This is a genomic window from Terriglobus sp. RCC_193, from assembly GCF_041355105.1.
GTDB lineage: Bacteria > Acidobacteriota > Terriglobia > Terriglobales > Acidobacteriaceae > Terriglobus.
On sequence record NZ_JBFUPK010000003.1, the window covers coordinates 49441 to 69438 of the forward strand.

Consider the following 19998-nt stretch of genomic DNA (forward strand, 5'->3'; position numbering starts at 1 on the left):
CTTTCAGCCAACACCCGGAGGCAAAACGCGCATGCAGCACACGCCGCCCGATCCAGCACAGATTCACGCCACGATGATGGCGATGATTCCCTTCATTTTCTTTGGCATGTTCATTGTCTGGGCAATCATCATCGTGCCCTTCTGGCAGATCTTCAAAAAAGCAGGCATGACACCCGCGCTTTCACTGCTGATGATCCTGCCGCTGGTGAACGTCATCATGCTGTATGTGCTGGGCTTCTCCCGCTGGAACGTGATCCCGGCTGGCCCGGAATACCCACCGTATCCGCCGCCGTACCCGCCGCAGCCCGGCTATGTACCGCCCACGGCCTACGCCGCTCCACCACCGCCGCCGCCGTACGTACCGCCACCATCCGACCCCGACCCTAAGGCCTGAGTTTCGTTTAGACCAACAGAACAGGCACGCCGTATTCACTCAGAATGCGGTCATGCGTCACCAGCGTCAGACCTTCCATCCTGGCCTGTGCCAGCAACAGATGGTCAAAGGGATCGTTATGCAAACGCGGCAGTTCAACTACGGCAGCAGCGTGTTCAGGAGCAATCGATAGAAGCGTACAACCGAGATGCAGTGCCAGGGCCTGAACATCTCGCTGTGGCAATTTGCCTCCATGCATTTTGAGTGACAGCTCCCAAATGCCGGCAGCGCTGAAATAAAGCTCTCGCGCGTCTTGGATGGACGATATAGCAGTTTCAGTAAGGCGCAGATCAGCATCTGCATACCAAAGCAGGATGTGGCTATCCAGAAGAAGGTTCAATCGATCATTCCAAGGGCGCGCTGAACGTCTTCTGGCCAAGGCTTGTCAAGTTCTTCGATCAGGTCTTTGAAGTCGCCCTTTGCGAAACCGGGTGCAGGCCTGCGTGGCTTTTTTCCCATCTTCGGTTCATCAATCGGAACCAGTTTCAGCAGTGGCTTCCCGGCTCTGGAGATAACCACTTCTTCTCCGTGGCTCGCCTTCTCCACCAGCGCGGAAAACTTCGTCTTCGCCTCGTAGATGTTGTAAGCCGCCATGCCGCCAGACTAACCCTGTTGGTCAACTTGGTCAACCTCACCGAAACGGTAGAATCAACGGTGGCATGACTTCCGAATTTATCAATAAGGCGACGGCGCCCGTTCGCGTCCGTATCGCACCGTCACCCACGGGTGACCCGCACGTCGGCACGGCCTACATCGGCCTGCTCAACTACGTCTTCGCTCAGCAGCGTGGCGGCAAATTCATCCTCCGCATTGAGGACACCGACCGCACCCGCTTCGTCTCCACCAGCGAGCAGATGATCTTCGACTCCCTGCGTTGGGTCGGCCTCCAGTGGGACGAGGGCCCAGATGTCGGCGGCCCCGTCGGCCCCTATCGCCAGAGCGAACGCACCGAAATCTACCGCGAATACTGCCAGAAGCTCATCGACAGCGGTCACGCCTACCGCGCCTTCGAAACGCCGGAAGCGCTGGAAGAAGAGCGCAAGGCCCAGATGGCCGCCAAGACTGCGCCCAAGTACAACGGCCCCAGCCGCTACTACACCGCGGAACAGGCCGAAGCTGCAATCGCAGCAGGCAAGCCCTACACCGTACGCCTGCGCGTGCCCAACGGCGAAAAGGGCCCTGGCATCTCGTCAACCACCTTCCGCGACGAACTCCGCGGCGACATCACCTTTGACCACCACAACGTGGACGACCAGGTGCTGCTCAAGTCAGACGGCTACCCCACCTACCACCTCGCCAACGTCGTCGACGACCACCTGATGGGCATCACCGACGTCATCCGCGCCGAAGAGTGGATCAGCTCCACGCCCAAGCACGTGTTGCTCTACCAGGCCTTCGGCTGGGAGCTGCCGCGCTTCTGGCACATGCCCCTGCTGCGCAACATCGACAAGAGCAAGATCAGCAAGCGCAAGAACCCCGTCTCGCTCATCTACTATCGTCAGGCTGGCTTCCTGCCGAACGCTCTGCTGAACTACCTCGGCCTGATGGGCGGCGGCATGGCTCAGCCCACCGAGCAGGAGATCGTCAGCAAGGGCCTCGACATGAAGCTCTCCGACATCTTCTCGATTGAGGACATGAAGGAGAAGTTCGACTTCCAGCGCATCTCGCTCGGAGGCCCGGTCTTCGATCTGGTCAAGCTCAAGTGGATGAACGGCGAATACCTCCGCAAGCTGTCGTCAGACGAGTTCTTCACCGCACTGCGCCAGACCATCCTTTCCGACGACTACATCAAGGCCATCGCGCCGCTGGTGCAGACGCGCATTGAAACGCTCGGCCAGTTCGGCGACATGACCGGCTTCTTCTTCGCGGACAACATCCTGCCCACACCGGAACTCTTCGTTCCCAAGAAGCGCACGCTGGAAGAGACACTCACCTTCGCCACGGACCTGCTCGCCGCACTCGAAACCAGCGACTGGACTACCGAAGCCATCGACGCCTCCGTCCGCGGAGTTCTTACCGCAAAGGAGTGGAGCGTCAAGGAAGGCTTCATGCTCCTCCGCGCCATCCTCACTGGCAGCACCGCATCGCCGCCGCTGTTGGAATCGCTGGTCGTCTTCGGCAAAGCGCGGTCTCTGGATCGTTTCCGCCGCTTCATGGAAGCACAGAAGAAGGCCGCAGCGCTGGCCAACCGCGGAAAGTAAATGCTGAAGCCGGTCACCACAACACGTCGTCATCCTGAGCGAAGCACGAAGTGCGAAGCCGAAGGACCTGCATTCCTTTCCCCTTACTCCAACGTAGGGGGAAAGCGAAAGCAGCCCATGCTACGGTCTTTTCTGCTTCTTGCATTCACAGCCCTCACCGGCTGCGGTTACCACGTAGCAGGCTCGGCCGCGCACGTTCCGGCCAACGTCCGCACCCTGGCTGTCCCCATCTTCAAAACCAACGTGGTGCAATACCGTACGGAAGTCGCCCTGACCGACGCGACTATCCGCGAACTCAACACCCGCACGCGTTATCACATCACCGCGTCCGACGATCCTGAATCTGCCGACGCCACGCTCACGGGCACCGTCCTCACGGAAACCATCGCACCGCTCACCTACGATCCCAGCACCGGCTCCACATCCAGTTACCTCATCCAGATCACGGCAAAGATCATGCTCACCGCCCGCGATGGCCACGTCCTCTACCAAAACGACAAACTCAGCTTCCGCGAGCAATACCAGTCCACGCAGGACCTCAGCGCCTTCATTCAGGAAGACAGCGCCGCCGTCCGACGCCTCTCGCGCGACATGGCCAGCGAGATCGTTGCCGACATCCTGAATAGCTTTTAGTTTTGTCCCACGTCTTCCACAGTGTTGCGCAGTTGATTCCTGCACCGCATTCAGGGCACACACAGCCCCACATCTCGTCGAAAATAGATACCAGTGCCGCCGTTACGTTCGTTCGCATCCACAGACCGCTTCCTCGCCCAACTCGGCACCGCCGAGATGCGACCGGCCTACGTCCTTCTGGGCGATGAGATATTCCTCTACGAACGCGCGCGCCAGGGCATCCTCGAAAAGCTCGTCCCCACCGACCTCCGCGACTTCTGTCTGCACGACCTCGAACTCGGCAGCGAAACCACCATCTTTGAAGCGCTCGACCTCGCACAGACGCCATCACTCATGGCGCCCTTCCAGGTCATCTTTATCCGCGGCCTCAAGAGCCTCTACGGACGCGGCGCAAAGAAGGAAGAGTTCGCAGCACTCGACCGCTACTTCCAGTCGCCCAACCCGCAGGCACTCATTCTCTTCGTCGCAGACCACCTCACGCTGCCCACTGACCTTCGCCGCATGGAGCGCGAAGACAAGGACCGCTACGACCGCATCAAGGAAACACTCGGTGAATACTGCGGCATCGTGGAACTGCAAAAAGTAGAAGAGAGCGACGCCGCACGCTGGGTCATCGGCACTGCGGAAGAACGTGGCGTCAAGTGCGATCCCGATGCCGCACGCGAACTCGTCGACGCACTCGCCGTGGACATGATGATCATCCGCAGCGAACTGGAAAAGCTGCTGCTCTACGTCAGCGCGCCCGTCCGCGAAAACAACCTCGACGCCACACAGTTCGGTCACATCACACTCGGCGACGTCGAAACGATGGTGCTCGCAGCCAAGCAGCGTTCGCTCTACGAACTGACCGACGCGCTCTCGCAACGCGACCGCCCACGCGCACTCTCACTGCTGCATGGCCTTCTGCACGCCAGCGATGGCGGCGAAGATTCCGCCATCGGCCATCTCTACATGCTGGCGCGCACCTATCGCCAGATGCTCATCATCCACGAGAAAAACGTGCGTGACTCACGCGCCATCTGGCAGGTTCTCTGGCAGGGCTTTCGCATGCCTCCCTTCGCTGCCGACGTTTTGATCCAGCAGGCACGCCGCTACAAATCGCGCCGCGAAATCTCACGCGCCATGCGCCTCATCGCACGTGCCGACATCGAACTGCGCAGCGGCCCCGTCGACAAGACACTCGTACTCGAACGCCTCATCCTCGACCTCGCCACCGAACCCCGCAATGGTGTCTTCGCAGAATCCGCGCAGTTCGCACTGGAGATGTAAACGTTGCACGAAAAGCCAATTGAATTGGAAGCGGACACCTTCGACGCCATCCTCTTTGACTGCGACGGTACACTCGTCGAATCCGCGCCCGCATGGCATCTCGCCATCACCAACGCGCTGCATCCGCACTCAGCACCCATGCCGCGCGACTGGTACTTCGAACGTCTCGGCCTCTCCCCTGTAGACCTCATGGATAATTACGAAGCCGCCATCGGCGCGCTCAATATCACACGGGAAGAGTTCTTCCACCGCTGCACCGTGGGCTACACCGAAGCCGCACACGCACTGGAAGAAGTCACCATCGTTGCAGACGTAGCACGCGCATGGCAGGGCCAAGTCCCCATGGCCGTCGTCACCAACGCGCAACGAGTAGCCGTCAACGGCGCACTCACCGCCACCAATCTCATCGGATATTTCAACACCATCGTCAGCATTGAAGACGTGAAGCACGGCAAGCCCGAACCGGACATCTACCTCAAAGCCGCCGAGCGCCTCAATATCGCCGCAGCCCGCTGCCTCGTCCTCGAAGACTCACACGAAGGCCTCACAGCAGCCAGCCGCGCAGGCATGCAACACATCGACATCCGCAACCACTGGACCCCACGCTGGAAGCGTAAGTAGCTTCCCAGGACGGGCATCTCAACACCTGCAATATATCCGCCACTCAGCGTCATCCAGCAATCATCCATCTGTCATTCTGAGCAAAGCGAAGCATGCCCTGAGCGAAGCGAACGGAAATCCCAACAGACTCCAACTCACCACAATCGCTCGAAGCTTCCAGCCACAAACTCCGGGTGCCCCAGGTTCGCGAAGCTAACCTGGGCCGAGCGGCAAAGCCGCTCCATTCGCGCTGGAAGCGCGAACCAGCGAAGCTCATACGAACGAAGTTCGTCATCCTGAGCGAAGCCGAAGGATCTGCATTCCTCTCGCACCACTACGATTTTGCAGGAAGACAAGAAAGCATCAACAATTCATACGCCGCTCCATACGAGCAACTCATACGTTGTTCCATACGAGCAAAGTGCGCCCTCTTCTCTCGGAAGGGAAGGGCTTCAGCCCTGCCGTAAACGCCCACGAAAGCAAAGGGGCTTTAGCCCCGGAGGGAATGCAAACCTCAGCAACTCATCCGAACCCTACGCACAGGTGTACTTAACCCCGCGACCGCCGCACCATCCCCAACCCACGGCTGACACTCCATACACCAATAAGTCGACCGTGCCCCTGTCCCCTGCTTGCGATACGCAATCACCCCACCGCAACGCCGACACTCTAACCCACGCCGCCCATACACCCAAAGTCGATCCTCCCTGCGAGTCTGATACGTCGTGCGCCGCTTCCCGGTATAGGTCACAATGCCTTCACTGCTGCCTTCAACCACATTGGCCTTCATATACCGTTGCGCAACATCGGCCATCTGCCACATCTCATCATCGCTAATCGTCTTCATCAAACGAAACGGATGCACCCGCGCAGCAAAACAAACCTCGCTCTTATAGACATTGCCCAACCCGACAATCACATGTTGATTCAGCAACACATTCGCAATCTCATCCTCAGGATGTGAAGCCGCACGCGCCTTCAATGCGGCATAACCAACATCTGCGTTATAGCTCTCGGACAAAATATCCGGCCCAAGCTTCGGCACATTGCTTTTACGCGCAAGTGAAGCCGCGGTATGAAACTCCGCAACAGGCACATTGAAAGCAACCGCCTGCCACCCCTCCACCTCAAGCAACACACGCATCGCCTTCTTCGGCGACCACCATTTCTCACCCGTGCGATAGATATGCCATGAACCATTCATCAGCATGTGCGAAACAAGAATCAGATCGCCAGAGAAATAGATAAGCAGCCACTTCCCCCGCGCCTCCACCTTCTCAATCAAACGGCCCACCACAGGCCGGTCATCATCCACCGCAGCCAGATGCGCGTATCCCGTATCAAACTTTGTGACATGCTTCCCCACCAGCACCTTCGCAAGCGCCCGCGCAGAACGATAGATGGTATCCCCTTCAGGCATTGCCCACCGACCGTTCGGTTACACCTGGCACGGGCAGATTCCGTCTCAAATTAAACCCCATCGGAGCCGCCAAAAATCCAGCATCCAACAGCATCCGCGCCATGGGGTGCTCAGCAACATTCACACCATTGATCGTCTGCACAAACATCCCAGCACCCGCGCGTTCAGATTCATGCATCTGCGCCATCACCACAAAGTACCGAGCCAGCGCGCGCATCACGTGTCCACGCTGCGGTTCTTCTTCCGGCAGAAACACCTGGATATTCGGGTTGCCACGCCGCATGTAAGCCACCAGCGCACCATCCGCTAAAACAACGCGCGCACCCACGCTCCGCTGCAACGAAACGCCCTCACCCACCGCAGGCCAACGCAACAAAACACCATAAGGATTCGCAGGATCGGTCGCCGCCAACACCACCATCTCCGGATCGCTATCCAGCCGTTTATTGCGCAACGACCGCAATAGATCCAGCGCAGACGGCAAAGCAAACTGCGTCGCTCCCAGCTCTGCAGCAAAGTATCCGCGACGCACCTTGCCACTTTCTTCCAGCGCCTTCAACACGTCATACACCGCAGAGAAACCACCCGGCAGATTCTCCGCATGTGCTGTCTCACGAAACACTACGCCGTATCGCTGCAACAACTGCTGCGCCTCTGCATGCGACCACTCCGTCGCATTGCGGTTCACCACACCAAACGCAGGATGCAACACCCAACGTCCCTGCGCTGTTGGCGGCGTCGTCCTGCGCGAACGAAACGCAGCCTGCTGATTATGCACACGCCGCGCAGGCTTCCTTGCACTCGACGATTCACGATTCGTATAAGCCCGCAGCGCCTGCAACGAATCATTCGTAATCGCACCACGCCACACCAGGTTCCACAGCGCTTCAATCGTCTCGTTCTGAAATCCACCACCCGTGCCGTCATGCACATTCTGAAAGAACGAAGCACCATGAGCGCGCAGATACGCAACGATCCTCTCCTCACGCTCACGCGTATTGCTTCCACTCTCAATGGCAGCAGCAGCCTGCTGCGTATTCACAACAGGCCACAGCACCGGCAGTTTCTCCGTAAGATACAAACTCACGCGCCCATCGCGCTCGCCAATCGGTTCAAATCCCGCCCACGTTACCTCACCCGCAGCAATCAACGTATCCAGATCGGCAGGTCGATAATTCGCAATACGCGCAGGCAGTATCTCCGTCTCCAGCAACGAGGCGGGCAGCGGCGCGCCCTGCAGATTCTCAATCGCATCCAGCAGTGCATCCAGTCCACGCCGCGGCGTCAACACGCCCTGCCAATGCGTAAACAAACGCGCCAGTGTCTGCTGCTCCACCGGCTCAACCTCTTTGCGTAACCTGGCTAACGATCTCCGCCGAATAGTGCGCAGCACCTCCACATCGCACCATTCACGCTCCTGCCCACCAGGACAGAAGGCGCCCTCCACCACGCGCCCCATGCCCACCAGCTTTTGCAACACCGCCTCAACAGTCTGCACCGGCACTTCAAACCGCGCTGCCACCTTCGCCGTTGTAAACGGCCCATGCGTACGCCCATAGCGCCGAATCAAATCCGTAATCGCATCCGCAGAAGGCTCCAGAAACGCCGTCGGCAATCCCGGAGGCAATGGGATGCCCAGCGCATCGCGATACCGCGCCGCATCCTCCACAGCAATCCATCGCTTCTCACCACAAATGCGCAATTCCAGCGCACGTCGCGCCTTCGCCAAACGATCCAGCGTAATCGCAACCTCTGGCGTGACACACCGCCGCAACAACTCCGCACGACTCAGATCACCCAGCCGCAGCAGCATGTCATGCACGCCATCCATCGTGCGCGCGCGATAGTCATCGGCCAGCATTTGCAACTGTTCTTCCGTCTCCTCAATCGCATTACGATCCAGCAACTCGCGCAGATCGGCATCGCCCATCAACTCACGCAACTGGTCCTGATCAATCGCCAACGCCTGCGCACGGCGCTCGGCTAAAGGAGCATCGCCGTCATAGATGTAATTCGCAACGTAAGAGAACAACAACGCAGAAGCAAACGGAGACGGCGTACGCGAATCCACGGTATGCACGCGAATCTGTCGCTGCTCAATACTCCTAAGAATTTCGGCAAGCGCAGGCATATCGAACACATCGCGCAAACACTCGCGATACGCCTCCAGCAACATCGGAAACTCCGGATAACGCGCAGCAACAGCCAACAAGTCATACGCACGTTTGCGTTGCTGCCACAAGGGTGCACGACCATCCGCACGACGACGAGGCAACAACAACGCACGCGCAGCAGCCTCACGAAACTTCGCAGCAAACAACGCAGTCGACCCCAACTGCCGCTGCACAGACTCCACTGCCTCCTGCGCCCCAGGAAAGAACGGCTCTACATCCGGCGCATTATCCGCCTCAGGAAAGCGAACAACGAAGCCATCCTCGCTCCACATCGTCTCTACATCCAGCGCACCTGCAGCGCGAATCCGTCCCTGCACTGCCATGGCCCAAGGCGCATGAACACGCGAACCAAACGGCGTCATCACGCACACACGCCAGTCGCCAAGCTCATCGCGCACGCGCTCAACAACGATGGTGCGATCATCCGGCACCTGTTCCGTCGCCACCTCCTGATCCGCCAGGTAGCGCATCACATTCTCGGCAGCAAGCTGATCCAGGTCATGCTCACGCGTCAATCGCGACACAGCAGCGGCACGCGGCATATCGCGCAGTTCACGAATCAATGCACCAATGCGCCGACCAAACTCCAATGGCCTACCCGCTTGATCGCCATGCCAGAAAGGCATCTTCCCCGGCTCACCCGGAGCAGGCGAAACCAACACGCGATCATGCGTAATCTCATCAATGCGCCACGTACTCGCGCCCAGAACAAACATCTCACCCGTGCGCGCTTCAAACACCATCTCTTCATCCAACTCGCCCACGCGAATCGGCTTCGATCGCTCACCGGAAAGAAACACACCATACAAACCGCGATCCGGAATCGTACCGCCATTCAGAATCGCAATCCGCTTCACACCCTGCCGAGGCGTCAACCACTGCTTCGTTCTGTCCCACGTGATGCGCGGACGCAGTTCACCAAACTCATCCGACGGATACCGCCCCGCCAGCATGTCCAGCACACCATCAAACATCTGCGTGCTTAAACCCGCATATCCACTGCACGAACGCACCATGCGCAGCAACTCGTCATACGCAATACCCGGAGCATCCTCTTCATCGCTGCGGAACCGCTTCATCCTGCGCTCCGCCTCCGCAACAGGCAGCGGTGGATGTGCAATGATCGCCACCATCTGCTGCGCCAGCACATCCAGCGCATTGCGTTGATAGCGCGTACTCTCCACATGCCCTTCATGCATCGCGCGCGTGACGGCAGCACACGCAATCAGGTCAGCACGATACTTCGGAAAAATAATGCCCTTCGAAGGCGCGCCTACCTGGTGCCCTGCACGCCCAATGCGCTGCATCCCACTCGCAACCGAAGGTGGCGCTTCAATCTGAATCACCAGATCGACCGCGCCCATATCAATGCCAAGCTCAAGCGAAGACGTCGCCACCAGCGCACGAATCTCACCAGCCTTCAACAACTCTTCAATCTCACTGCGTTGCGATGCCGCAAGCGAACCATGATGCGCACGCGCAATCGGCTCACCCGCAAGCTCATTGATCGCACCCGCCAGACGCTCTGCAATGCGCCGCGCATTCACAAACAGAATCGTCGATTGATGTGCGCGAATCAGATCCAGCAAACGTGGATGGATACTCTGCCAGATACTCGTTCGCTTCGGCCCCTGCGAAGCCGGCCCGCTCGGCATCTCCTGAATCATGCCAAGCTTCGCCATGTCTTCCACCGGCACTTCCACGGTCAACTCCAACCGCTTCCGCGCCCCCGCATTCACAATCGCCACAGGCCGATAACGAATCCCGCCGGCCTCATTCGCATCCTCACCGCGAATAGAACCATCGTCCACCACATCGCTGTCTCGCTGACTTACTGACTCGCTGACCTGTTGCTCCGCACCACCAAGGAACCGCGCCACCTCCTCCAGTGGCCTCTGCGTTGCAGACAATCCAATCCTCTGCACTTTGCGTCCAGCAAGTGCCTCCAGCCGTTCCAACGACAACACCATGTGCGCGCCGCGCTTCGTCGGCACCAGCGCATGAATCTCATCAATGATCACCGTCTCAACACTGCGCAGTGCCTCGCCCGCATTCGAAGTCAGCAACAAATACAATGACTCCGGCGTAGTGATCAAAATCTCGCCGGGATGTTTGCTGAACCGCGCGCGTTCATTCGCAGGCGTATCACCCGTACGAACGCTGATCTCCGGTATATGCACAGAGACACTCATACGTTGCGCCATATTCGCAATGCCCTGCAAAGGCGAGCGCAGGTTGCGTTCCACATCCACCGCCAGCGCTTTCAACGGTGAAATATAAACAACACGCACTCCCTGCAAAACAGAAGTGGCAATAGCCTTGCGCCCACGCTTCGGTTTCTCGGGCTCAGAGACAGAAGCACGAGGCTGCAACATCAACCGATCCAGACACCAGAGAAATGCCGTCAGCGTTTTGCCTGTACCAGTAGGCGCAAGGATCAACGTGGAATCCCCACGCGAAATCGCTGGCCAGCCTTCGCGCTGAGGCACGGTTGGCCCTTCAAACACTGCACGAAACCAGCCCGCCGTCACTGGATGAAATAGATCCAACACCGAGTCGTCCGCGCTCGTCTCGGCAGGATCCACCACCTGCACAGTAGCGTCCACACGCTCCGGCTTCATCGGCTGCTTTCGTTTCGTCGCTGTTTTTTTAGCAGGCATATCTGGCAGCATGTTAGACGTGAAGGTGCCCCTTTGCGACGCATGGCTTGCAACCTTTCGCGTGGAGGTTTAGCCTCAGCAATCTATGTCGCTGGAAAACAAATCCGCAAACCTGGACGAAAGCCGCATCCGCAGCCTGCGCGAACAGGCCGCCCACGCCGCAAAACACGCCTACGCGCCCTACAGCCACTTCCACGTCGGCGCGGCGCTCCTGTTAGAGGACGGCCACGTCATCACCGGTTGCAACGTGGAAAACGCCAGCTATCGCCTGACCACCTGCGCCGAACAGGCCGCCATCGCACGTGCCGTGGTGGAGCGCGGTTCGCACGTCCGCATCGTCGCCGTTGCCGTCGCCAATGAAGACGCCACCATCGCCTGCCAGCCCTGTGGCGCCTGCCGTCAAACCATCGCAGAATTCGCAGCGCCCACATGCCGTATCTTTTTCCCCGCAGAACACGGCGAGCCCGGTGAATGCACCCTCGCCGACCTCCTTCCTGCATCCTTCAACGCACAAAGCCTGCAACAGGCAGCATCCAAATCATCATGAGCATTCATCCCATCGACGTCATCCTGCACAAACGCGACGGCCACGAACTCTCCGAAGCTGAAATCCGCAGCTTCATCGCCGGTGTCGTCGATGAAGCCATCACACCCGCGCGCATCGCATCGTTGCTCATGGCCATCTTTCAGAAAGGCCTCAGCTCGCGCGAACTCGCCACGCTAACCGATGCCATGCGCCGCAGCGGCGAAGTCTTCGACTCTGCCTTCCTCAACAAGTTCACGGTAGACAAGCACTCCACCGGCGGCGTCGGCGACAAGAGTTCCTTACTCATCGCACCCATCGTCGCTGCAGCAGGCCTCGCTGACCCCATGATCAGCGGCCGTTCGCTTGGACACACCGGCGGCACACTCGACAAGCTCGAAACCATCCCCGGTTTCAACACGCAACTCTCGCTCGAACAGTTCGGCGAAATCATCGCAAAGTGCGGCTTCAGCATGATCGGCCAGACGAAAAATCTAGTCCCCGCCGACCGCATTCTCTACGCACTCCGTGACCACACCGGCACCGTGGAATCGCCGTACCTCATCACCGCCAGCATCATGAGCAAGAAGCTCGCGGAAGGCCTCAACGGCCTCGTGCTCGACGTGAAAACAGGCAGCGGCGCGTTCATGAAAAAGTACGAGGACAGCGAACATCTCGCACGCCTCATGGTCAGCACAGGCGAAGGCAACGGCACACGCACTGTTGCCCTGCTCACCACCATGGACGAGCCACTCGGACGCTTCTCCGGCAACTGGATTGAAGTGTGGGAGTGCATCGACATCATGAAGGGCATCCATCACCCCATGTATGCTGACCTGATCGAACTCTCCGTCACTCTCTCCGGATGGATGCTCTATCTCGGCGGCATCAGCAGCAGCCCGGAAGAGGGCAAAATAAAATCCCTCGCTCTGCTCCACGACGGCTCTGCCTACGCAAAATGGATTGAGATGACAAAGCTACAAGGCGGCGACATCAAGCCCTTCGACGATCCCGCAGCCTTTCACAAACCCAAGGCCACACGCGTTCTTTACGCGGAATCCGCCGGTTATCTCGCCTGCATGGATTGCACCCAGGTCGGCTGGGCAGTGCAGCGTCTCGGCGCAGGTCGCGAAAAACCAGGCGATCCCGTCTCAGCCCACGCAGGCATTGAGATGCACGCAAAGATCGGTGATCGCATCACCAGGGGACAACCACTCGTCACACTATTTTCGGAAGACGCCGACTTACTCGACACGCCGGAAAAAATGCTGCGAGAGACCATCCAGATTGAGCAGAAGCTTCACCTGAAGCAGCCGCTCATCCGCCAGGTCATCGTTGCAGACCACACGCACTAAGCTTTGCTGACAGTCTCCGTAGCGCCATCCCAGTAACCGTGGTCACGTACAAAGTGGCTGCGGTTTCTGCAGTTCAGCAGCGTCCAGAAAAATAGAAACACCATGCGCGCATGTCCCGTTCTGCGGAACCGGCGGTTCGACGTATAGATGCATCCATCCACCACGGAAAAGCGCAGCGGTGAAACCTGCTTCGTCAGCAGAAAATCCTCAGCAAAAACAGCATCTTCCGCAAAGCCGCGCAGCTCATGAAAACGTCCGCGCTCAAACATCAGAAACATCCCTGTGCCAAACGGCATACCCCATGCGCTCAACCGCTGCATCCGGCTGTTACCCCAATACAGCAACCGATCCGCCCACGTGCCTTCCGCACACGCAATGTCCACCGTCTGGCAGTGCAAACGCTGCTTCTGCATCGCAGCCACTGCACGGCGCAACAGCGTACGATCGCGCAACTCCACATCCGCATCCAGAAACAACACATAGCGCGACGTGCTCTGCGCCGCGCCGCGATTCCGTCCCACTGACGGCAATCCGCCCTCAATCACGCGAATGCTCAACAGGTTGTCATAGCTGCGTGCAATCGCAGCGGTACCATCGGTCGAACCCGCATCAGCAACGAATACTTCCGTATCCGCGATAGCCGGATAGTCCTGTTTCGCCAACGAGCTCAGCAGCGAAGGCAGGTGCTTCGATTCGTTCTTTGCCGGGATCACGATAGACAGTTCCGGGTTGATATTCATGGATCTGGACCCCCTTGCGGTCAATAGTCAAAAACGTGGCGCGTGTATCTGTCCAGCACCCGGAGTTGAAATACTCAATGCTGCCTTCCGTACGTTGCATCGCTTCATGCGTATGCCCGCAGAACACGCGGTCTGCGTGGCCATCCTTCGCATACGCCAGCGCCCCTTCCGCTACCTTGTCCGTCAACCGCAACCAGCGTGTGCTGAAGCGATCAAACCAACGTGACATCCGCTGCTCCTCGCCATCCATCCGCTGCGACATCTCATAGAAGCCTTCAAAGAATCGGCTCAACAGGATATTGCGATTAATAAAACGATCGAACTGGTGCCCATGCACCGCCAGGTGCCGTTTGCCTGCATACTCCCACACATACCGCTGATACACCGGCACGCCCACCATGTGTGACATCAGTTGCGACAACCCGTGATCGTGATTTCCTTCCACCCACACAATCGTGCGACGCTGCTTCGGGTTGGAGAGCCTGCGGATACACGACAGAAAATCCCAGTGCTGTCGCTTCAATCGCGCAAAATCAAGACCGCTGAAAATATCACCCAACAGGATCAATTGCCGGAAGTCCACGCCTTCCAGCACTTCCATGGCTTCTTCCGCCCGGCTAACATCAGAGCCCAGGTGGACGTCGGAGAGGATGAGCGTATCGCAGGTCCGCACCATACCCCACCATCTTTCCGCACGCTCATTGCTACACCATGACCGCAGTGTGAACTATCCATGACGAAGGGTTACTCTCCAAATACCTCCTGCATTGCATAAGAGCTGTAACCACATAGAGCACAGTGGAAGAACACACTTCCACTGGCACTTGAGCCCGCCACCAAAGTCAGAACCCTACGCTTCAAACATCTTCCGCCATTCCGGCATTAACGTGGCCTTCAAAACCACGTTTGAGGTATTCACCGGGGTTGACCCCGACAATTCGCTTGAACGCCTTACTGAACGCAGCGTCGGATTCGTAACCAATCAACCGAGCGACGTCGATGAGCTTCTTGTCACGCTTCTGGAGTAGCTGCATCGCCTTCTGCATCCGCCACTCGCTTACATACTCCAATGGTGTTTGTCCAAGCAGCTGTTTAAAACGTGCTGCAAATGCGGAGCGAGACATGCCAGCCGTTGTGGCCAGGGATTCCACCGTCCAGGGTGTATTCACTCTGTCATGAATGGCACTCAGGGCAGTGCCCATTTGAGGATCGAAAATCGCGCGAAGCCATCCTTTATTGCGTTCCGGTCCTGACGCGATGTGCGCCCGGAGCACCTGGATAAACAGCACCTCGGCAAGCCGAGTCGCAACGACTTCCGATCCCGGCGCCTGTTCTGCCATTTCCGAAGCAAGCGCCTGCACTGTGTTGTGAAGAGCAAGCGTGCGTGCCTCATCAGCCTTCATCAAAATGAAGCTCGGCAGTAATTGCGTGATTGGCTTCAGGCTGGCGTGATCGAAACTCAGGGATCCGCAGACGATGGTCGTGGGTGTACCACCGCCTCCACAGTGAGCGATATTGCCGTTGGCGCTGGCGCCGATCTCGCGGAAAGTCCACCTGGGACCTGTTCGCGGACTATCGCGCAACACAATCGAAGTCCCCTTAGCCAGCAAAAAGCAATCACCACCGGTGAGGGGAATCGGCTCTGCAATCCCTTCCACACTCAGCCAGCAGTTGCCGCGCGAAAGCATGGCGAAATGCGCCAAGTCTGTGGGCGAAGTCTTCTTGCCGGAAGACGTGACTGCTTCTTCGGCCTGATTTTCCTGTTTTATGCCCCACGGCGCTGTGGCTTCCAGCCTGTGCAGGCCAAAGGCGGTTACGTGCATCGTTCGGAAGATGTCTGTTATCGGATCCAACTCAGCCTCACCAGGAAATTCTCCAGAAACATTCAGTTTGAGCCGGGACGTTCCGCAGACTGAATCTCGTAATTGTCCTGCTCTACTTGTGTGGTGACGAGTTTCAGGCCCAGTTGCTCTCGCAACGCCGTAAAGATCACTGGCCCGTCGTTGTCGGTGGATGGATCTTTCATTTGATCGGTTCGTAGCGGTGTCCAGCGAAGAGTCACGTCATACCGGCCGGACAAGCCGGTCCTGTCTTCCACAACTCTTCCTGCGCCCGCCGGCCACTTCAGCCACTCTGCGAATTCGCTCATGGTGATGCCGTGAGCAATCACGGATGGTCCTGGCTTCATCTCAAACAAGTACGGCTGCCCGCTGGCAGGCGTCAGCCGAGGTCCGAGTGTCCCAGCGGTCGCCACGGTCAGCGCAAAGCCCTTTGCTCGTCGTTTTTCCGTATGAAGCTTCAGACTAAAGCTCTCACGGGCAACTGCAAGAAGCACCTCTCGATACACGTCATCGTCGCGTTTCCCTGCCGCGTTGTTATCCTTCGCGACGATATCCCACATGTCATGCCGGACCCATTGAGGGCCACCCGTTACCTGAAACGGAAGGACATTGAAACCTTCGCGAATCATGAGCTCGAGAGTGAAGCATGCGATTTCGACATGGCCCCCGCCAAGCACGCGGGATTCTCCGCACGGCGCATTTTCAGGATGCGGTTTGACTGCAGAAACCTCGAGGATGCTCTGTGCGTTCAGCATAGGCATTATCCCTATACAGGCGATTACTGAGAGCGTGAAAGCCGAAAAATAGCGCATTTGGTACGCACCTTATCACGATTTAGCTGTAGTGCAATCATCCTGTTCTTTGGACGAATAGACAAAAATTTAGGACTATCAAGCAGTTCTCGTCCACCACAAAAGAACTCTACTCCTCAGCAGTGGATGCCGGACATCCACCGAAGGAGCAAGTATGGGAAAGCTGGAAGGTAAGGTCGCAGTCGTCACAGGTGGATCAAGCGGCATGGCGCTGGCGAGCGCCAGGCGCTTTGTTGAAGAAGGTGCCTACGTTTTCATCACGGGCAGGAGACAGGAGCAGCTTGATGAGGCTGTCAAGCTGATTGGCCGGAATGTGACCGGCGTGCGCGGTGACGCGGCCAACCTCGACGACCTCGACCGGCTGTTCGACACGGTCAAGCGCGAAAAGGGCAAGATCGACGTCCTGTTCGCAAGTGCTGGCACGGGCGAGGCCCTACCCCTGGGCGAGATTACCGAGCAGCACTTCGATGCGACCTTCGGCCTGAATGCGCGCGGAACGCTGTTTACGGTGCAGAAGGCGTTGCCGCTGTTCAACGATGGCGGATCGATCATCATGACCGGCTCCGTTGCTTCGATTAAGGGGTTTCCCGGTTTCGGCGTCTATGCCGCCAGCAAGGCAGCATTGCGCTCCTTCGCACGCACATGGCTCAACGAACTGAAGGGCAGGAATATCCGTGTCAACGTGCTGGGCCCGGGGCCAATCGCCACGCCCATGCAGGAAGAAGTCCTCACCCCGGAGGCGAAGAAGATGTTTGAATCGCTGATCCCGCGGGGAACGATGGGGCAACCGGAAGAAATCGCGACGGTTGCGCTGTTTCTTGCTTCCGACGATTCGAGCTTCGTGAATGGCGTGGAGTTGAATGTCGATGGAGGCTTCTCGGCTATCTGATAATCAGCGGATCTCGGTGAATGCATCATTGCCAATGCACTCACCGGGATCCGATAGGTAACAAGTCTTTAAGCGTCTGTAGACGAGCTTTCTTTCCGCCAGCAGGCTTTCGAAAAAAATCCACCTAAAAAACTTATGAATCCCGTCACGCGCTCAGCAATCTATTCCGATTGAGAACATTTCAATAGTTATTGAAATGTCAAAAGGATCAGAAAATCATGGGCAAACTCGACGGAAAAATCGCACTCGTCACCGGCGGCAACAGTGGCATCGGCCTCGCAACGGCAAAGCGCTTTGTGGATGAAGGCGCATATGTGTTCATCACTGGCCGACGTCAGAACTCGCTGGATGAAGCTGTAAAGACCATCGGCAAAAATGTCACCGCCGTTCAGGGCGATGTCTCCAATCTCGCCGACCTCGATCGACTCTTCGCTCAGATCAAATCCGAAAAAGGCAAACTCGACATCCTCTTCGCCAACGCAGGCGGCGGCGAATTCGTGACGCTCGAAAACTACACGGAAGAGCACTTCGACAAAACCTTCAATATCAATGTGAAGGGCCTCGTCTTCACCGTGCAGAAAGCGTTGCCGTTGCTGCCGGACGGAGCCACCATCGTGCTGAACGCATCCATCGTCTCCATCAAAGGCTTCCCCGCATTCGGTGTCTACAACGCCACCAAGGCAGCCGTCCGCTCCTTCGCGCGCACATGGACCAACGAGCTGAAAGACCGCAAAATCCGCGTCAACGTCGTCAGCCCGGGCCCCATTGACACACCCGCCATCGCCGCCATCACCGGCAACGATCCAGCTGCGGAAGAAGCATTCAAGACGCAAATCACGGCAGGCGTGCCTCTTGGCCGTATGGGCGAATCCGACGAGATCGCCAAGGCCGTCGTCTTCCTCGCCTCTGACGACAGCAGCTTTGTCGCCGGCGTGGAGCTCTTCGTCGACGGCGGCTTCGTAGCCGTGTAAACAATCCGTGAAAAGCCGGAGGCGGTTTCCCCTTCGCCTCCGGTACACTCTTTCTGCAACGCACCTGATTTGCAGCAGAGGAGGGCCCGCATTGGCCCGCTTTACCGGACTCATTGGTCTTGTCGTTTTACTTGGCGTCGCTTACGCCCTCTCCACCGACCGCCGTGCCATCCGTTGGCGCACCGTCGCCTGGGGCCTCTCCCTGCAAATCTTCTTCGCCTTCCTCGTCATCAAGTGGAGCTTCGGACAGCTCATCCTCGCCAAGGGCGCGGGCGCGGTAGCTGGTCTGCTCGCGCATTCGGTCGACGGCTCTTCCATGGTCTTTGGCAAACTCGGCGATCCCACCAGCCCGCTACAAGTCTTCGCCTTCGCCGTTCTACCCACCATCATTTTCGTGTCGGCATTGTTCGCCGTGCTGTATCACCTCGGCATCATGCAGGTCGTCATCCGTGGCATGGCATGGGTCATGCAGCGCACCATGGGCACCAGCGGCGCGGAATCCACCAACGTCGCGGCCTCCATCTTCATGGGCCAGACGGAAGCTCCGCTCACCATCCGCCCCTTCCTGAACAACGCCACCCGCTCCGAACTCATGACCATCATGACCAGCGGCATGGCGCACGTCTCCGGCGGCATCATGGCGGCTTACATCTCGTTCGGCATCCGCGCGCAGGACCTGCTCAGCGCCGTCATCATGACCGCGCCCGGCACCATCCTCATCGCAAAGATGCTCGTGCCTGAAACCGAAGTCCCCGAAACTCTCGGCACCGTCCACATCAAGAGCGAAGACGAACACAAAAACGAAAACCTCATCGGCGCCATCGCGCGCGGCACCATCGATGGCGGTCAACTCGCCTTCAACGTCGCCATCATGCTCATCAGCTTCCTTGCACTCGTGGGACTGCTGAACGGTATCCTTACCGGCATCCACAACATCATCGGCGTGCATCAGGTCGCGGGCCACAACGTCAGCTTCCCATCCACACTGAACTCCATCCTCGGCTTCTTCTGCGCACCCATCGCGTGGCTCATCGGCATCCCGTGGCACGACGCGCCCATCGTCGGCAACCTCATCGGCACCCGCGCTGTACTGAACGAGTTCATCGCCTACACCCAACTCGGCCAGCTAGCCAACGCGCATCAGATCAGCACGCGCACCCTCGCCATCGCCACCTTCGCGCTCTGCGGTTTCGCGAACCTTGGTTCCGTAGGTATGCAGATCGGCGGCATAGGTGCACTGATCCCCAACCGCCGCAACGAACTCGCCCGCCTCGGCATGCGAGCCCTCCTCGCAGGCACCATCGCCAACCTGATGAGCGCCTCCATCGTAAGCATGTTGATCCGCTAAGAGAAAAACACAAAGACAATCACAACGCTGGGGGACGATAGTCACGCGATAGGCAAGGGCCTCGCATAGGCGAAGCAATAGGCCTCGCGTAGGTGAAGCAATGGGGCCACGCATAGGGCGATGATCATT

The 19998-nt window shown here is 58.2% G+C and carries 18 protein-coding genes; 10 read left to right on the forward strand and 8 right to left on the reverse strand.

Features of this window, described 5'->3' with window-relative positions:
• The first annotated feature begins 31 nt into the window (after positions 1 to 31).
• Positions 32 to 394 carry a hypothetical protein gene (locus AB6729_RS16135; RefSeq protein ID WP_371082688.1) on the forward strand — a complete coding sequence of 121 codons (363 nt, stop codon included), beginning with the start codon at positions 32 to 34 and terminating at the stop codon, positions 392 to 394.
• Positions 395 to 401: 7 nt separating this feature from the next.
• Here the strand turns inward: AB6729_RS16135 and AB6729_RS16140 are convergent, their stop codons facing one another.
• Both AB6729_RS16140 and AB6729_RS16145 read right to left on the reverse strand, forming a co-directional pair.
• Positions 402 to 773, reverse strand: a complete 372-nt coding sequence (locus tag AB6729_RS16140) for a type II toxin-antitoxin system VapC family toxin (RefSeq protein ID WP_371082689.1) — start codon at positions 771 to 773, stop codon at positions 402 to 404.
• Positions 770 to 1027 (reverse strand): type II toxin-antitoxin system Phd/YefM family antitoxin, encoded by a 258-nt coding sequence (locus AB6729_RS16145; RefSeq protein WP_371082690.1) that lies wholly within the window; start codon positions 1025 to 1027, stop codon positions 770 to 772. Before AB6729_RS16145 ends, AB6729_RS16140 begins: the two co-directional genes overlap by 4 nt.
• Before the next feature lie 65 nt (positions 1028 to 1092).
• On the opposite strand from AB6729_RS16145, the gene gltX reads away from it, so the two are divergent.
• From gltX to AB6729_RS16165, 4 genes are all read left to right on the forward strand, one after another.
• The gene (gene gltX / locus AB6729_RS16150; protein WP_371082691.1) at positions 1093 to 2634 is read left to right on the forward strand and encodes a glutamate--tRNA ligase; all 1542 of its coding nucleotides are present in this window, start codon (positions 1093 to 1095) and stop codon (positions 2632 to 2634) included.
• Positions 2635 to 2751: 117 nt separating this feature from the next.
• Positions 2752 to 3267: an LPS assembly lipoprotein LptE gene (gene lptE, locus AB6729_RS16155; protein ID WP_371082692.1), complete on the forward strand. Its 516-nt coding sequence runs from the start codon at positions 2752 to 2754 to the stop codon at positions 3265 to 3267.
• A 93-nt stretch (positions 3268 to 3360) separates the two neighbouring features.
• Positions 3361 to 4536 carry a DNA polymerase III subunit delta gene (gene holA / locus AB6729_RS16160; RefSeq protein WP_371082693.1) on the forward strand — a complete coding sequence of 392 codons (1176 nt, stop codon included), beginning with the start codon at positions 3361 to 3363 and terminating at the stop codon, positions 4534 to 4536.
• A gap of 3 nt (positions 4537 to 4539) precedes the next feature.
• On the forward strand, positions 4540 to 5157 hold the full coding sequence (locus AB6729_RS16165) for an HAD family hydrolase (protein ID WP_371082694.1): 618 nt from the start codon (positions 4540 to 4542) through the stop codon (positions 5155 to 5157).
• 493 nt (positions 5158 to 5650) lie between these two features.
• On the opposite strand, the gene AB6729_RS16170 is transcribed toward AB6729_RS16165, so the two are convergent.
• Both AB6729_RS16170 and AB6729_RS16175 read right to left on the reverse strand, forming a co-directional pair.
• Complete coding sequence (locus AB6729_RS16170; protein WP_371082695.1) at positions 5651 to 6556, reverse strand: Fpg/Nei family DNA glycosylase; 906 nt, start codon at positions 6554 to 6556, stop codon at positions 5651 to 5653.
• A complete protein-coding gene (locus tag AB6729_RS16175; RefSeq protein WP_371082696.1) occupies positions 6549 to 11351 on the reverse strand; it encodes a DNA glycosylase AlkZ-like family protein in 4803 nt (1600 codons plus the stop codon). Before AB6729_RS16175 ends, AB6729_RS16170 begins: the two co-directional genes overlap by 8 nt.
• A 124-nt stretch (positions 11352 to 11475) precedes the next feature.
• Here AB6729_RS16175 and AB6729_RS16180 point away from each other — a divergent pair, with 124 nt between their 5' ends.
• Together AB6729_RS16180 and AB6729_RS16185 are read left to right on the forward strand one after the other, a co-directional pair.
• Entirely contained in the window at positions 11476 to 11937 is a 462-nt protein-coding gene (locus tag AB6729_RS16180) for a cytidine deaminase (protein ID WP_371082697.1), read from the forward strand.
• Positions 11934 to 13268, forward strand: coding sequence for a thymidine phosphorylase (locus tag AB6729_RS16185; protein ID WP_371082698.1), 1335 nt, complete (start codon positions 11934 to 11936; stop codon positions 13266 to 13268). The genes AB6729_RS16180 and AB6729_RS16185 overlap by 4 nt, the downstream gene beginning before the upstream one ends.
• Here the strand turns inward: AB6729_RS16185 and AB6729_RS16190 are convergent.
• The 4 genes from AB6729_RS16190 to AB6729_RS16205 form a co-directional block, all read right to left on the reverse strand.
• Complete coding sequence (locus AB6729_RS16190; protein WP_371082699.1) at positions 13265 to 13981, reverse strand: glycosyltransferase; 717 nt, start codon at positions 13979 to 13981, stop codon at positions 13265 to 13267. The genes AB6729_RS16185 and AB6729_RS16190 overlap by 4 nt on opposite strands.
• The gene (locus AB6729_RS16195; protein ID WP_371082700.1) at positions 13878 to 14684 is read right to left on the reverse strand and encodes a UDP-2,3-diacylglucosamine diphosphatase; all 807 of its coding nucleotides are present in this window, start codon (positions 14682 to 14684) and stop codon (positions 13878 to 13880) included. Before AB6729_RS16195 ends, AB6729_RS16190 begins: the two co-directional genes overlap by 104 nt.
• 181 nt (positions 14685 to 14865) lie before the next feature.
• Entirely contained in the window at positions 14866 to 15861 is a 996-nt protein-coding gene (locus AB6729_RS16200; protein WP_371082701.1) for an AraC family transcriptional regulator, read from the reverse strand.
• Between the two features lie 32 nt (positions 15862 to 15893).
• Positions 15894 to 16661 carry a TIGR03435 family protein gene (locus AB6729_RS16205; protein WP_371082702.1) on the reverse strand — a complete coding sequence of 256 codons (768 nt, stop codon included), beginning with the start codon at positions 16659 to 16661 and terminating at the stop codon, positions 15894 to 15896.
• Positions 16662 to 16815: 154 nt separating this feature from the next.
• Between AB6729_RS16205 and AB6729_RS16210 the strand changes: the two genes are divergently transcribed.
• The 3 genes from AB6729_RS16210 to AB6729_RS16220 all read left to right on the forward strand — a co-directional run bounded on the left by AB6729_RS16210 (position 16816) and on the right by AB6729_RS16220 (position 19869).
• Entirely contained in the window at positions 16816 to 17550 is a 735-nt protein-coding gene (locus AB6729_RS16210) for an SDR family NAD(P)-dependent oxidoreductase (RefSeq protein WP_371082703.1), read from the forward strand.
• Between the two features lie 218 nt (positions 17551 to 17768).
• Positions 17769 to 18521: a glucose 1-dehydrogenase gene (locus tag AB6729_RS16215; RefSeq protein ID WP_371082704.1), complete on the forward strand. Its 753-nt coding sequence runs from the start codon at positions 17769 to 17771 to the stop codon at positions 18519 to 18521.
• Positions 18522 to 18612: 91 nt separating this feature from the next.
• Complete coding sequence (locus tag AB6729_RS16220; RefSeq protein WP_371082705.1) at positions 18613 to 19869, forward strand: NupC/NupG family nucleoside CNT transporter; 1257 nt, start codon at positions 18613 to 18615, stop codon at positions 19867 to 19869.
• Positions 19870 to 19998: the final 129 nt, after the last annotated feature.

What these genes read in the sequence shown, in the direction of transcription:
- AB6729_RS16135 (WP_371082688.1), top strand. Translation starts at nt 32, where the DNA reads ATGCAGCACACGCCGCCCGATCCAGCACAGATTCACGCCACGATGATG.
- AB6729_RS16145 (WP_371082690.1), bottom strand. Translation starts at nt 1,027, where the DNA reads ATGGCGGCTTACAACATCTACGAGGCGAAGACGAAGTTTTCCGCGCTG.
- gltX (WP_371082691.1), top strand. Translation starts at nt 1,093, where the DNA reads ATGACTTCCGAATTTATCAATAAGGCGACGGCGCCCGTTCGCGTCCGT.
- lptE (WP_371082692.1), top strand. Translation starts at nt 2,752, where the DNA reads ATGCTACGGTCTTTTCTGCTTCTTGCATTCACAGCCCTCACCGGCTGC.
- AB6729_RS16170 (WP_371082695.1), bottom strand. Translation starts at nt 6,556, where the DNA reads ATGCCTGAAGGGGATACCATCTATCGTTCTGCGCGGGCGCTTGCGAAG.
- AB6729_RS16175 (WP_371082696.1), bottom strand. Translation starts at nt 11,351, where the DNA reads ATGAAGCCGGAGCGTGTGGACGCTACTGTGCAGGTGGTGGATCCTGCC.
- AB6729_RS16180 (WP_371082697.1), top strand. Translation starts at nt 11,476, where the DNA reads ATGTCGCTGGAAAACAAATCCGCAAACCTGGACGAAAGCCGCATCCGC.
- AB6729_RS16185 (WP_371082698.1), top strand. Translation starts at nt 11,934, where the DNA reads ATGAGCATTCATCCCATCGACGTCATCCTGCACAAACGCGACGGCCAC.
- AB6729_RS16195 (WP_371082700.1), bottom strand. Translation starts at nt 14,684, where the DNA reads ATGGTGCGGACCTGCGATACGCTCATCCTCTCCGACGTCCACCTGGGC.
- AB6729_RS16205 (WP_371082702.1), bottom strand. Translation starts at nt 16,661, where the DNA reads ATGCGCTATTTTTCGGCTTTCACGCTCTCAGTAATCGCCTGTATAGGG.
- AB6729_RS16210 (WP_371082703.1), top strand. Translation starts at nt 16,816, where the DNA reads ATGGGAAAGCTGGAAGGTAAGGTCGCAGTCGTCACAGGTGGATCAAGC.
- AB6729_RS16215 (WP_371082704.1), top strand. Translation starts at nt 17,769, where the DNA reads ATGGGCAAACTCGACGGAAAAATCGCACTCGTCACCGGCGGCAACAGT.